General features: G+C 69.4%; 10 protein-coding genes. 3 read left to right on the top strand and 7 right to left on the bottom strand.

Annotated elements, in window-relative coordinates:
* Positions 1-4 precede the first annotated feature (4 nt).
* From BLR24_RS10085 to BLR24_RS10055, 7 genes are read right to left on the bottom strand one after another with little or no spacing between them, the layout of a single operon-like run.
* A complete protein-coding gene (locus BLR24_RS10085; protein WP_217636310.1) occupies positions 5-1018 on the bottom strand; it encodes an ABC transporter ATP-binding protein in 1014 nt (337 codons plus the stop codon).
* Positions 1015-1851, bottom strand: a complete 837-nt coding sequence (locus BLR24_RS10080) for an ABC transporter permease (RefSeq protein ID WP_093016411.1) — start codon at positions 1849-1851, stop codon at positions 1015-1017. Before BLR24_RS10080 ends, BLR24_RS10085 begins: the two co-directional genes overlap by 4 nt.
* Positions 1848-2879: an ABC transporter permease gene (locus tag BLR24_RS10075; protein ID WP_093016409.1), complete on the bottom strand. Its 1032-nt coding sequence runs from the start codon at positions 2877-2879 to the stop codon at positions 1848-1850. The genes BLR24_RS10080 and BLR24_RS10075 overlap by 4 nt, the downstream gene beginning before the upstream one ends.
* On the bottom strand, positions 2876-4483 hold the full coding sequence (locus BLR24_RS10070) for an ABC transporter substrate-binding protein (RefSeq protein WP_093016407.1): 1608 nt from the start codon (positions 4481-4483) through the stop codon (positions 2876-2878). The genes BLR24_RS10075 and BLR24_RS10070 overlap by 4 nt, the downstream gene beginning before the upstream one ends.
* Before the next feature lie 32 nt (positions 4484-4515).
* Positions 4516-5694 carry an SfnB family sulfur acquisition oxidoreductase gene (locus BLR24_RS10065; protein ID WP_093016405.1) on the bottom strand — a complete coding sequence of 393 codons (1179 nt, stop codon included), beginning with the start codon at positions 5692-5694 and terminating at the stop codon, positions 4516-4518.
* A complete protein-coding gene (locus BLR24_RS10060) occupies positions 5691-7061 on the bottom strand; it encodes an LLM class flavin-dependent oxidoreductase (protein WP_093016403.1) in 1371 nt (456 codons plus the stop codon). Before BLR24_RS10060 ends, BLR24_RS10065 begins: the two co-directional genes overlap by 4 nt.
* Positions 7062-7120: 59 nt before the next feature.
* Positions 7121-8044 carry a TauD/TfdA dioxygenase family protein gene (locus BLR24_RS10055; protein WP_093016401.1) on the bottom strand — a complete coding sequence of 308 codons (924 nt, stop codon included), beginning with the start codon at positions 8042-8044 and terminating at the stop codon, positions 7121-7123.
* Between the two features lie 173 nt (positions 8045-8217).
* Between BLR24_RS10055 and BLR24_RS10050 the strand changes: the two genes are divergently transcribed.
* The 3 genes from BLR24_RS10050 to BLR24_RS10040 all read left to right on the top strand — a co-directional run bounded on the left by BLR24_RS10050 (position 8218) and on the right by BLR24_RS10040 (position 12083).
* Entirely contained in the window at positions 8218-8652 is a 435-nt protein-coding gene (locus BLR24_RS10050) for a DoxX family protein (protein ID WP_093016399.1), read from the top strand.
* 507 nt (positions 8653-9159) lie between these two features.
* Positions 9160-10314, top strand: a complete 1155-nt coding sequence (locus BLR24_RS10045; RefSeq protein WP_175543241.1) for an ABC transporter ATP-binding protein — start codon at positions 9160-9162, stop codon at positions 10312-10314.
* Positions 10311-12083, top strand: coding sequence for an ABC transporter permease subunit (locus BLR24_RS10040; RefSeq protein WP_217636309.1), 1773 nt, complete (start codon positions 10311-10313; stop codon positions 12081-12083). The genes BLR24_RS10045 and BLR24_RS10040 overlap by 4 nt, the downstream gene beginning before the upstream one ends.
* The last annotated feature ends 12 nt before the right edge of the window (positions 12084-12095 follow it).

Genomic DNA, 12095 nt, shown 5'->3' with positions numbered 1-12095 from the left:
GTGTTCAGCGCAGTCCGACGCGCTGAGTTTCGAGCACGGGGTGCCAGCATGCCAGCGCATGTTGCGCACCCATGCGGGTCCACGGGGCGGCTTGGCTGCGGCAGCGTGCGTCGCTTTTCTCGCAGCGTTCGGCGAAGCGGCAGGCAGGCAGGTCGACGCGGGTCAGGTCCGGCAATGTGCCGTCCACGCTGCGCAAGGCGTCGAGCGTGGACGCCGATTGCGGCGTGGCGCGCAGCAGCTGTCGCGTGTAAATGTGCGCCGCACCTTCGCGCAGGCGAGCGGACGGCAGTGTCTCCACCAACTGGCCGGCGTGCATGACTGCGATGCGCGCGCAACGCTGAGCCGCCAGGGCCAGGTCGTGGGTGATGAGCAACATCGCCAAGCGGCGCGCGCTCGCGAGTTCGGCGATGAGGTCGAGCACAAGGGCCTGCGTGCTCACGTCGAGACCCGTGGTCGGCTCGTCCGCGATCAGCAGCTCGGGTTCGCCGGCCAGCGCCAGCGCGATCATCACTCGCTGGCACTGTCCGCCCGAAAGCTCGTGCGCGTAGGCCTTGAAGCGGCGCGCCGGATCACTCAGGCCCACGCGCTCGATCCACGCGAGCGCCTCCTGCCGCGCCGGGGCGGCTTTCAGGCCGCGATGCACCTGCAGCACCTGCTGCAATTGATCGCCGATGGTGCGCAGCGGGTGTAGTGCGCGGCGCGGGCTCTGGAACACGAAGCCGATGCGGCGTCCGCGAACGCCTTGCCATGCGGCGGCGTCGGGTTCGCCCTGGCTGTTCAGCAGGTCACGCCCCTGAAAGCGCAGCCTGCGCGCCTGCACCTGCACCTGCGCCTGTGCATCGAGCAGGCCGGCCAGCGCCAGGGCAGTCACCGATTTGCCCGAACCGCTCTCGCCGACCAGCCCGAGCGTCTCGCCGGCCTGCAGCGTGAAGCCGACGTTGTCGAGCACGTTCACCAGGCCTGAGGGCGTGCGAAAGCGCAGCGTGAGGGCTTCGACCTCCAGCATCGGCGCACTCATGGCTTGGCCGCTTCGGCCGCGCCTCGCGGATCGAGCAGGTCGCGCAGCGCGTCGCCCAGCAGCGTGAAGCAGCCCACGGCCGCGAACAGCGCCAGCCCGGGGAAGAAAGCCAGCCACCACTGGCCCGTGATGATGTAGGGCGCGCCTTCGCTCACCAGCACGCCCCATTCCGCCGTCGGCGGGCGCACGCCCAGCCCGATGAACGACAGCCCGGCGCCGTTCAGCAGCGCCCAGCCGAGGTTGATGGAACCCTGCACCGCCAGCATCGGCAACACATGGGGCAGCAGCACGCCGAACAGCAGCCGTGGCGCGGTGGCCCCGCCCAGCCGCGCCGCCAGCACGTAGCCGGCGTTGCGCCGAACCCCCACTTCGCTGCGCGCCAGCCGGATGTAGAAGGGCAGGTTGATGAGTGCCGTCGCGTAGACGATGTTGGCCACGCTGTTGCCCCATGCCGCGACCAGCGCCATGGCCACGACGAAGAGCGGAAAGGCCATCAGCACATCGACCAGCCGGCCCACCCAGCGGTCCAACCGCCCGCCGACAAAGCCGCACCACGCGCCCAACGCACTGCCCGTGAGCAGAGACAGCACCACCGCCCCGGCGGCCATGCCCAGGTCGAGCCGCGTCGCGACGAGCACGCGCGAGAACAGGTCGCGGCCCAGCGCATCGGTGCCGAACCAGTGTTTGGCGCCGGGTGGCTGCAGGCGGTTCAGTACATCGGTGGCCAGCGGATCGAAAGGCGCCAGCGCGGGGCCGAGCAAGGCGGCCGCCAGGAACAGCGCGAGCAGCAACAGACCCAGCGGCGCGCCGGCATGCGGCAGCCGCGCCTTCATGCCTCTGCCCCCGCGCGCGGATCGATCCGGCTGTGCAGCAGGTCGACCCCCAGGTTCACGCCCACGAACAGCAGCGCCACCAGCAGCACGAAGCCCTGCAGCGGCGCATGGTCGGCGGCCAGCAGCGCATCGAGCGCATAGCTGCCGATGCCGGGCCAGGCGAACACCTTCTCGATCACCACGTTGGCGCTCAGCATGTACGAGAACACCATACCCGCCCCGGTGACGACCGGCAGCAATGCCAGGTGCAGCGCGCTCCCCAGCACCGCGCGGCGCGGAAAGCCGAGCGCGCGCGCGGTGCGCACGGGGTCGCTGCGCAGCACGCCGAGCAGCGACGCCCGCATGAGCCGCGCCACCGGCGCGAGCGAGAACAGCGCCATGGCCGCCGCCGGCAGCAGCAGCCGACCGGCCGCCGAGGCGAACGCGTCCCAGCGGCCCGCGAGCGTGGCGTCCAACAGAAAGAAGCCGGTGACGGTGGGCGGCAGCGTCAGCATGGCATCGATGCGCCCGGTGGGCTCCGGAGCCCAGCCGAGCAGGAAGTAGAAGACGTACACCAGCATCAGCGCGATGACGAAGGTCGGCATGCAGCTGCCGCCGACCGTGAGCAGCGTGCAGGCCCGGTCCCACGCCGAGCGCGGCCGCAGCGCGGCCGCGGCGCCCAGCGGCAATGCGATGGCCAGCGTCAGCGCGAAGGCGATGAAGGTGAGCTCGAGCGTGGCGGGCAGGCGCTGGCGCAGGTCGGTCCACACTGGCTGGCCGGTGGTGTGCGACTGGCCCCAGTCGCCCTGCGCGAGGGCCACGAGGTAGTGCCACAGCTGCGTCGGCAGCGGCTGGTCGAGGCCCATGCGGGCACGAATCTGCGCAATTTCCTCCGGCCCCGCGCTCGGCCCCGACGCCAGAAAGGCCGCCGGGTCGCCGGGCAGCACGTGCGTGAGCAAAAAGGTGAAGACGACCGCGCCCAGCAGCACCGGGACGGTGGCCAGCACCCGGGCGCCGATGCGCGCCGCGAAGTTGCCGCCGGTGCTCACGATCGGGTCAGCGGCCTGAAGTCCACCTGCCCGTGGATGTAGTAGGTGAAGCCCTGGAGGTCGGGCTGCAGCGCCGCCTCGAACGAGGGCAGCCACAGCGGGACCAGCGGCACCTGCTCGAAGGCGATCTCGATCGCGCGCCGGATGGCGCGGTCGTACTTGGCACGATCGGTTTCCCAGCGCGCCTGCTCGACCAGCTTGGCGAGTTCCTCGTTCCTGAACGAGCCGAAGTTCCAGCGCCAGTCGCCCTGGAAGAAGATGCGGAAGAAGTAGTCGGGGTCGTTGAACCATGCGGACGAGCTGTCGATGAAGAAGGGCAGCTTCTTCTCGGTCTGCAGCGTGCCCCACTGCGCACCCGGCACCTTCTCGATGGACAGCTCGATACCGATCTTGCCCAGCGCCTCCTGGATCAGCAGCGCGGCCGGCTCCGCCAGCGTGGCGTCGCCCACGTTGTAGCTGAAGCTGGTCTTGAAGCCCTTGGCCAACCCGGCTTGAGCGAGCAATTCGCGCGCGCGCAGCAATTGCGTCTCGTACGGGTAAGGCTGCGGAAAGCGGCTGCTGGTGGGCTTGTCCGACTTCGCGCCGTACAGCGGCTCGCCACGGCCCAGGTTGGCGCCGCGCAGCAGCGAGGTGTAGGGCAAGGCGTAGGCGATGGCCTGGCGCACGCGCACGTCGTCGAAGGGCTTGGCCTGCGTGTTGAAGGCCACGAAGCGGAAGCTGGTGGTGACCGGCACGGAGAGCACCTTGGCGCGCGTGGTGTCGGTGAGCGCATCGAGGTCTTTTGGCGGCAGCTGCAGCGCCACGTCGGCGTCGCCCTTGAGCAGTGCCGCCACGCGGTTCGAGGCCGAGGGCACGACCTGGAACACCGCGCGCCGCACCCGCGGCACCGCACCGCTCTTCCAGCCGTCGAAGCGTGTGTAGATCACCTGCTGGCCCGGCGTGAAGTTCTCGACGCGGTAGGCGCCGCCGCCGGCCGCGTTGGCCTTCACCCATTCGGTGGCCCAGGGGTCCGCCCCGGTCGCGTGCGAGCGGGCGAGCTCGGCGTTGAGCACCGACGCGAAGGACAGCGCGAGGTTGGGCAGCGTGTAGCGGTCCGCGCGCGGCAGCGTGATGCGGAAGGTGTGTGCGTCCACCACGCTGAACTGCGACGGGTTCTCCAGCGAGCCGGTTCCCAATTGCCGCCTGCTCGCGGGCAGGGAGACCGCGCGGTCGAGAGACCATTTCACGTCGTTGGCGGTGACGGGGCGGCCGTCGTGGAAGGTGGCGTCGCGGCGCAGCCTGAAGGTCAGCGTGCGGCCGTCCGCGGACTGCTCGAAGCTTTCGGCCAGCTCGCCGCGAAAACGCCCGTAGTCGTACTTGAAGACGCCGGGCGACACCGGCACCCGGTCGAAGTTGATCAGCCGGTCATACACGTTGGTGAAGAGCCCGAGCGACTCACGGCTCACGCCCTCGCCGTGCGGGTCCTGCGAGTTGGGTGCGCCCTCAGCCAGCACGCGTGCGGTTTCCTTGCGCGGCTGGGCGAGGGCGGCAAGTGGCAGGCCGAGGCCAATGCCGCCGAGCGAGGCGGCGGCACCGCCTTGTTGAATGAAGCGACGACGGTCCATGGAGATGCTTTCGTGAAGGAGGGGCGGGCGCCTCACAGCGAGGCGTGGCGCTGTGGCGTAGCGCCGTTGAGCCAGTGGTTGCCGATGGCGTGGGGTTTCCAGCGCACGGGGTCGTGCACGGTGTGCGTGCGTGCATTGCGCCAATGGCGATCGAGGTTGTGTTCGGCGAGTGTGGCCTGCGTGCCGCCGAGTTCGATCAGCGTGGTGGCCGCGCGCAGCGCGAATTCGGTCGTGACCACCTTGGCCTCGGCCACGGCAATGGACGCCTCGGTCACGCGCTCGGGCGTGCTGTGCTCGCGGGCCTCGTCGAGGTAGCGGCCGCTGCGCTCCAGCAGGGCCTCGGCGGCATGCTGCCGAATGACCAGTTCGCCAAGCTTGGCCAGCGTGAGCGGGTCGTCCGCAGCCCGTGCCACGCCGCTGTCGGGCCAGGGACGGGCGCGGTCGCGCACCCACGAGCGCAGGTCGGCCATGGCCGCACGGCCGATGCCCAGATCGATGGCCGCATGAAGAATCTGCGCGAACGGGCCGTGAATCGTCGGGGGATCGAACAGCTGGGCGCGCGGCAACACCTGCAGTGCCTCCACGGCCACGTTCTGTGCCGTCACGGTGCCGCTGGCGGTGGTGCGCTGGCCGAAGCCGCTCCAGTCGTCCAGCACCTGCAGGCCAAGTGCATCGCGCCGCACGTACACCAGCACCTGCCGGTCTTCCTCGTCCTTGGCCGCCACCGGCACCCAGTGGGCGAACAGCGCACCGGTGCAATAGAACTTGCGCCCATCCAGGCGAAGCCCGTTGGTGCCTTTGCTCAGGCGCGCTGTGACCACCTTGGCATTGGGCGTGCCGCTCTCCGACACCGCATTGCCGAAGCGCTTGCCTGCCAGCGCCTCGCGAAAGAAGAAGTCCTGCTGCGCGGGGCTGCCGATCAGCCGTACCGCATCGACCAGGCAGTGGTGGTTCTGCGGAATCTGGCCGAGCGCCGGGTCGGCTTCGGAGATGAGCGCAATCACTTCAGCCAGCGTGACATGCGACACCGCCGCGCCACCGAAGGCACGCGGCACCGTGATGCCCCATAGGCCGCTGGCCGAGAAGCGCTCGACTTCCTCGTGCGGCAGCCGCCGTTCGCGGTCACGTTCGGAGGCGGTCGGCGCGAACTCGGCTGCCAGTGCGCGAGCCACGGAGATGGCTTCGGCATCGGTCTTGATCAGGTGGGTCATGGGGTCGCGTGAGGCTGTCGTGCCGCGTGCACGGCGGGCGGGCGCGCGCTCGCGCGCCCGAAGATCTTTTCGCGCCAGCTGCCTTCGGCATAGGCACGCTTGTGCAGGCCGCGGCGCTGCAGCTCGGGCACCGCCAGCTCGACGAAATGCTCGAGGCCTTCGGGGCTGACGGTGCGCACGAGGTTGAACCCGTCCACGCCCGCCTCGTCCACCCAGGCCTCGATCTCGTCGGCGATCTGTGCCGGCGTGCCGACCACGGGCGTGTGCCGTCCGCCGAGCGGCATCTGGGCCAGCAACTGGCGCACGGTGGGTCCGGCGCTGTGCCGCTGCAGCGAGGCGACCGAACTCTGGATTGCATCCGCGCTACCGCCGGTCACGGGGTCGTCCAAGCCATGACGGGAGAGGTCGACGCCGATGGCGCTCGAGAACTGCACCAGTCCAGCCTCGGGCCGGGCATAGCGGCGATAGTCTTCATGGCGTTCGCGCGCTTCGCTTTCGGTGCGGCCGACCACCACCTGCAAAGTGGTGACGAAGCGCGCGTCCGAGGGGGCTCGTCCGGCCTCGGCCATCGCGGCTCGCAGCTTTCGCACGACGGCGGCGGTCGCTTGCAGGCCCTGGTTGGGCACGAAGACCACTTCGGCATGGCGTGCCGCGAAAGCAGTGCCGCGCGCGGAGGCGCCGGCCTGGAACAGCAGTGGCGTGCGCTGCGGCGAAGGTTCGCAGGGATGCACCACGTCGAGCCTGTAGAACTCGCCTTCGTGGCGGATCGGGCGCACCTTCGCCGGGTCGGCATAGATGCCGCGCGCGCGGTCGGCGATCACTGCGTCATCGTCCCAGCTCGATTCCCACAGCCGGTAGACGAGCGACATGAATTCGTCGGCGCGGTCGTAGCGCCGGTCGTGGTCCGCAGCAACCTTCTCGCCGAGCGCGCGGGCCGAACTGTCGAGAAAGCCGGTGACGATGTTCCAGCCGATGCGGCCTTCGCTCAGATGATCGAGCGTGGACATGCGCCGCGCGAACGCATACGGCGTTTCGGCGGCAATCGTGGCGGTAATGCCGAAGCCCAGGTGCCGGGTCACGCTCGCCATGGCGCTGACCAGCACGGCAGGGTCGTTGATCGGAAGCTGGATCGCGTCGCGCAACGCCGCGTCGGCGCTGCCGCCCCACACGTCGTAGACACCTGTGACGTCCGCGAGAAACAGCCCATCGAACAGGCCGCGCTCCAGCGTGCGGGCCATCTCGAGCCAATAGGGCAGGCGTTTGTACTCGGTGGCGCGGTCGCGCGGGTGCCGCCACAGGCCGTGTGACACGTGGCCGACCGTGTTCATGTCGAACGCGTTCAGCAGGATGGGGCGGCGGGAGGCCATGGAAGGTTCGGCGCGCGGGCTTTTGCCGGCCCGCGCGTGTTCGATGCTGGATGCTTCGTTCAGAAGGGCCGGCTGCCCGAAAGGCTGATGCGCTTGAGCAGGCGGCGCTCGCCGCTGTCGAAGGCGCTGCGCGCGTGCAGCGTGGCCTGGTTGTCCCAGTAGACGATGTCGCCCACCGACCAGCGATGCGTGTACGCGAAGCGCGGCTGCAGCAGGTGCTTGCGCAGCCGGGCGATGAGTGCGGCGCCGTACTGCGGATCGACACCGACGATCTCGACCTCGGTCTTTTCGCCCAGGTGCAGGATGCGGCGTCCACTGTCGGGGTGCGTGCGCACCAGCGGGTGCACCTCGAAGGGCGTGAGCGGCTCGATGTCGGGTGTGCGGTAGAGCGGGAAACCGGTGGGTAGCGGCTTGAGTTTGCGCAGGAAGGGGTTGTAGGTGATGAGTTTCAGCTCCGCAATTTCGCGCTGCGTGCCGGTGTCGAGCGCGTCCCAGGCGGCGGCAAGGTTGAACCAGGTCGTGTCGCCGCCCTCGGACGGCACCTCGATGCCGTAGAGCAGCGAGCCCGACGAGGGCACCGGCGTCCAGTGATGATCGGCATGCGCGGCCAGTTCGTCGTACCCGAGCACGCCGCCTTCGAGGTTCGACACGTGCACGATGTCGGGGGTGTTGCCGCCGTACGGATCGGAGCCGAGGACCGGAACATTTGCGGGTGGACGAAACACGCTGCCGAAGTAGCTCGCGAGGCGCTCGAACTGCGCATCGTCGAGGCGCTGGCGCTTGAAGACCAGCACATGCCGCTCGAGCAGTGCGCGCTTGAGCGCCAGCACCTGGCCCGCGCGCAGCGGACGCGTGGCGTCCAGACCCGTCACTTCGGCGCCGAGCGCCGCGTCGATGGGCACGATGCGCAAGCTTTCTTCCGGGAGTCCGCATCCCTGGTCGAGGGCAGGGGGCGCAGCAAGGGTGTCGGTCGACAGGGACATGGGAGTGGTGTCTCGGGCGGAATGCAATGGCCGCATGCTAGAAAAGTTCGCGCCCGCCGCATGCGCCCATTGCGCATGTGCTTATGCGCAAATCTCGCTTGGCCCCGGGCCGGCCGGCGCCACAGAATTCCGGCGCGTCTCTCCTCGTTCAATCCTTCCATAGGCCCCTTGCCATGACCATTGCCAATACAGACCGTCTGGTTCCGCCCGCTCTCTCGGTGCTGCGCATCGTCTCGGCCTATCTGCTGATCCAGCACGGCTCGGCGAAGCTGTTCGGTTTTCCGCACGTGGCGTACTTCGACAACCTCCAGCTGGTCTCGCTGCTCGGCGCGGCGGGTGTGCTGGAGTTCTTCGGCGGCATCCTGCTGCTGATCGGGTGGTTCACGCGGCCGGTCGCGTTCGTGCTGTCGGGTCTGCTGGCGTTCGCGTATTTCATCGGCCATGCGCCCAAGGGTTTCGTGCTCGCTCCCTCGCTCAACCAGGGAGAGGCCGCAGTGCTGTTCTCGTTCGTCTTCCTGTTCATCGCGGCGGCTGGAGCCGGCCCTTGGAGCATCGATGCCTGGCGGCGCCGTGTACCGGCGACAGGCGCCAGCGCTGCGGCGGCATAAGCTCGCATTGAATCGTTCTTTTGTTCCGCGCGGGCGTGGCGCAGCATTGAGCTCGTCGAGGCGCTGACAGCCTCCACTGAACACATGCACTCGGGCCCTTTCTTCTTCGGCATCGGTCATCACCTGGCCGTCGACACGGCCGAGGTGGTGTTCACGGCGCAGCAGGCGGCGGAGGCTGCGCACGCGTTCTACAGCTCGCTCTAGGGCTGTTTTGCACCGGGTACACGGGGCGCACGCTGCGCGAGCACCTGAGACTGCCGATGCCTGTGCATCCGCGTGCCTGAGCGCAGAACGGATGCTCTTTGCAAGACGGGTTGCGCATGTGGTCATGCGGAATTCTTCGTTCCATGGGTGCACAGGCGTTCCTAGACTCGCCGGCTCCCTTGTCAAGCGCTTCCCTCGCTCCTTGCGGCCCTGCGGAATCCCTTGTTCCCACATCCACGCCGAGCTGACGCTGGTCGGCGGCTGCGTGGTGCATGACCAACCCCCTACGGAGCCTGTTCTTTCATGAGTTCCATCGGCATCGACATTCCCCTGGGCGCTCACGCCCTGCGCGCCCCGGCCGCCGTGCGCAGCGCTGCGTCTACTTCCATCGGCAGCCGCATCGCCATTCACGGCCTGAGCCGCCGCTTCGGCCGCTTCGCCGCGGTGGACAACGTCGACCTGCAGATCGAGCCTGGCGAATTCGTCACGCTGCTCGGCCCGAGCGGCAGCGGCAAGACCACGCTGCTGGGCGCCATCGCGGGCTTCGCGGCGGTGGACGAGGGTGACATCCTTGTGGACGGCCGCTCGGTGCGCGGCGTGCCGCCGCACCAGCGCGGCTTCGGCATGGTGTTCCAGCACTACGCGCTGTTCCCGCACATGACGGTGGCGCAGAACGTCGGCTTTCCGCTGCGCATGGCGGGCCTGGGCCGCGCCGAGAGCACGCGCCGCATCGGCGAAACGCTGGAACTGCTGCACCTGGGCGAGTACGCCGGGCGGCTGCCCGCGCAGCTCAGCGGCGGCCAGCAGCAGCGCGTGGCCATTGCGCGCGCCATCGTGCGCCGCCCGCGCGTGGTGCTGATGGACGAGCCGCTGAGCGCGCTCGACCGTCGGCTGCGCGAGGCCATCCAGATCGAGATTCGCGCGCTGCACCGCACGCTGGGCACCACCATCGTTTTCGTCACGCACGATCAGGGCGAGGCGCTGGCACTGAGCGACCGCATCGCCGTGCTGGACAAGGGGCGCATCGTGCAGGTCGGCGCGCCGGGCGCGCTGTACCGCGAGCCCGGGAACGAGTTCGTGGCGCGGTTCGTGGGCGAATCGAACGTGCTCGATGCACGGGTGCTGCGTGTGCACGGCAACGCTGTGACCCTGCGGGCCGGCGAAGGTCACGGCTTCGAGGCGAGGCATGGCGGCGCACCGCTGGCTGTGGGTCAACAGGTACAGGTGCTGGTGCGGCCGGAGCGCGTGTCGCTGGTGGACCCGGCCACGGCGGGCTCGCTGGCGGCCACCGTCGAATCGACCGTGTTCCTTGGCGAGATCCTGCGCGTCGACGCCGCCTTGCCCGGTGGCGGCAAGGTGCAGGTGCGTTGCCTCGATCCGCGCGACGGCCGCCCACCGGTTCTTGGAGAAACCGTGCACCTGGCCTGGCAGGCGGGCGATGCATGGGTGCTGGCGTGAGTACTGCAGCCGCGAACTCGGGCCCGCGCTGGCCGGCCCGCGTCAACCTGCGCAACCCTGCGTGGCTGTTCGCGCCCGCGCTGCTGTTCTTCGCCTTCTTTTACGTGCTGCCGCTGGCCGACCTGCTGCACCTGAGCGTGGCGGGCGAGGCCGGACTCTCGTACTACGCCCGCGTGTTCGAGGTGCCGCTGTACTGGGAATCGCTGGTGCGCACCTTCGGCATCGCGGCGGCGGTGGCGGCGCTGTGCGCGCTGTTCGGGTATCCGACCGCGCTGCTCATCCATCGCGCACGCGGCACCTGGAAGCTGGTGCTGACGGCGGCCGTGGTGCTGCCGTATTTCATTTCGGTGCTGATCCGCACCTACTCGTGGATGGTGCTGCTCGGGCGCAACGGGCCCATCAACAAATTGCTGCTCGGGCTCGGCATCGTCGATGCGCCGCTGGCGCTCATCTTCAACCGTGCGTCGGTGCTCATCTCGATCGGCGCGGTGCTGCTGCCGCTGATGGTGCTCACCGTGGGTGGCAGCCTGGCGCGCATCGATCCGCTGGTGCAGCGCGCGGCCACCGCCAGCGGGGCAGGGCCGTTGGCGGTGTTCTGGCGCGTGCTGTTTCCGCAGACGCTGCCGGGGCTGCTGGCGGGCGTGCTGCTGGTGTTCATCTCGGCGCTGGGCTTCTTCATCACGCCGTCGCTGCTGGGCGGTCCGGCCGACCAGATGTTCGCGATGCACATCACGCAGCAGGCGGACTTTCTGGCGAGCGGCGGCTTCTTGCAGTCGCTGGCGACCGTGCTGCTGGCGGTGACCTTGCTGGTGGTCGCGGTGGCGGCGCGCTTTCTCGGGCTGGAATTCATCTGGGGCGGGCAGCGGGCGAACAAGCCCTCCCGTGCGGCAACGCAGGGCCTCGTGGCTTCCTGGCGGCGCGCCGTGCTCGACCGCGCCGCCGACCTGTTCGGCTGGCCGCTGCTGCGCGCGCTCGGCGCGGTGCCGGCGCGGCTCGGGCGGGGGGTCTCGGGCGCGCTCGCGACCATGGCCTTCCTGACCTTGCTGCTGCCCATCGCCATCGCCGCGCTCATCTCGTTCAGCGACTCGGCCTACATGCGCTTTCCGCCACCCGCGTATTCGCTGCGCTGGTACGAGAAGTTCCTGTCCGACCCGGTATGGATGTCTTCGCTGGGCACCTCGGTCGCGGTCGGGCTGCTGGCCACCGTCATCTCCGTGGTGCTCGGCACGGCGGCTGCATTCGGCCTGGTGCGCTCGTCGCTGCCGGGCAAGACGGCATGGATGACCTTCCTCGTGAGCCCGCTGATCGTCCCGGGCGTGGTGCTCGGCCTGTCGCTGTACAGCCTGTTCCTGCGAGCCGGCCTCGCGGGCAGCGTTCCCGGGCTGGCCGCGGCCCACGCCATCGGCGGCATTCCGCTGGTGCTGGTGATCGTCTCAGCCAGCCTGCAGGCGGTGGACATGCGCCAGGAGCAGGCCGCTGCCGTGCACGGTGCGTCGCCGCTGCGCGTGTTCTGGTTCGTCACGCTGCCGGCCATTCGCCCGGGCGTGCTGGCGGCGTCGTTCTTCGCGTTCCTGCATTCGTTCGACGACCTGGTCTTGTCCATGTTCCTGAGCGGCGCGCGCATGACCACGCTGCCGCTGCGGCTGTGGGGCAACGTCAACTACAAGCTCGACCCCGTGCCGGCGGTGGTGGCCACCTTCGAGGTGGCGCTGATCGTCGTCGGCCTGTTCCTTGCGCGTTCGGCCTGGGCCGCGCGCAAGCGCAGTTGAGGCGCCAAGCCA

The organism is Variovorax sp. OV700, assembly GCF_900099805.1.
GTDB lineage: Bacteria > Pseudomonadota > Gammaproteobacteria > Burkholderiales > Burkholderiaceae_C > Variovorax.
This window is presented reverse-complemented; position numbering and strand designations above follow the sequence as displayed.

Excerpts from the sequence above, each read along its gene's own strand:
- BLR24_RS10085 (WP_217636310.1), bottom strand. The coding sequence starts at position 1,018 with ATGAGTGCGCCGATGCTGGAGGTCGAAGCCCTCACGCTGCGCTTTCGC.
- BLR24_RS10080 (WP_093016411.1), bottom strand. The coding sequence starts at position 1,851 with ATGAAGGCGCGGCTGCCGCATGCCGGCGCGCCGCTGGGTCTGTTGCTG.
- BLR24_RS10070 (WP_093016407.1), bottom strand. The coding sequence starts at position 4,483 with ATGGACCGTCGTCGCTTCATTCAACAAGGCGGTGCCGCCGCCTCGCTC.
- BLR24_RS10065 (WP_093016405.1), bottom strand. The coding sequence starts at position 5,694 with ATGACCCACCTGATCAAGACCGATGCCGAAGCCATCTCCGTGGCTCGC.
- BLR24_RS10060 (WP_093016403.1), bottom strand. The coding sequence starts at position 7,061 with ATGGCCTCCCGCCGCCCCATCCTGCTGAACGCGTTCGACATGAACACG.
- BLR24_RS10055 (WP_093016401.1), bottom strand. The coding sequence starts at position 8,044 with ATGTCCCTGTCGACCGACACCCTTGCTGCGCCCCCTGCCCTCGACCAG.
- BLR24_RS10050 (WP_093016399.1), top strand. The coding sequence starts at position 8,218 with ATGACCATTGCCAATACAGACCGTCTGGTTCCGCCCGCTCTCTCGGTG.
- BLR24_RS10045 (WP_175543241.1), top strand. The coding sequence starts at position 9,160 with ATGAGTTCCATCGGCATCGACATTCCCCTGGGCGCTCACGCCCTGCGC.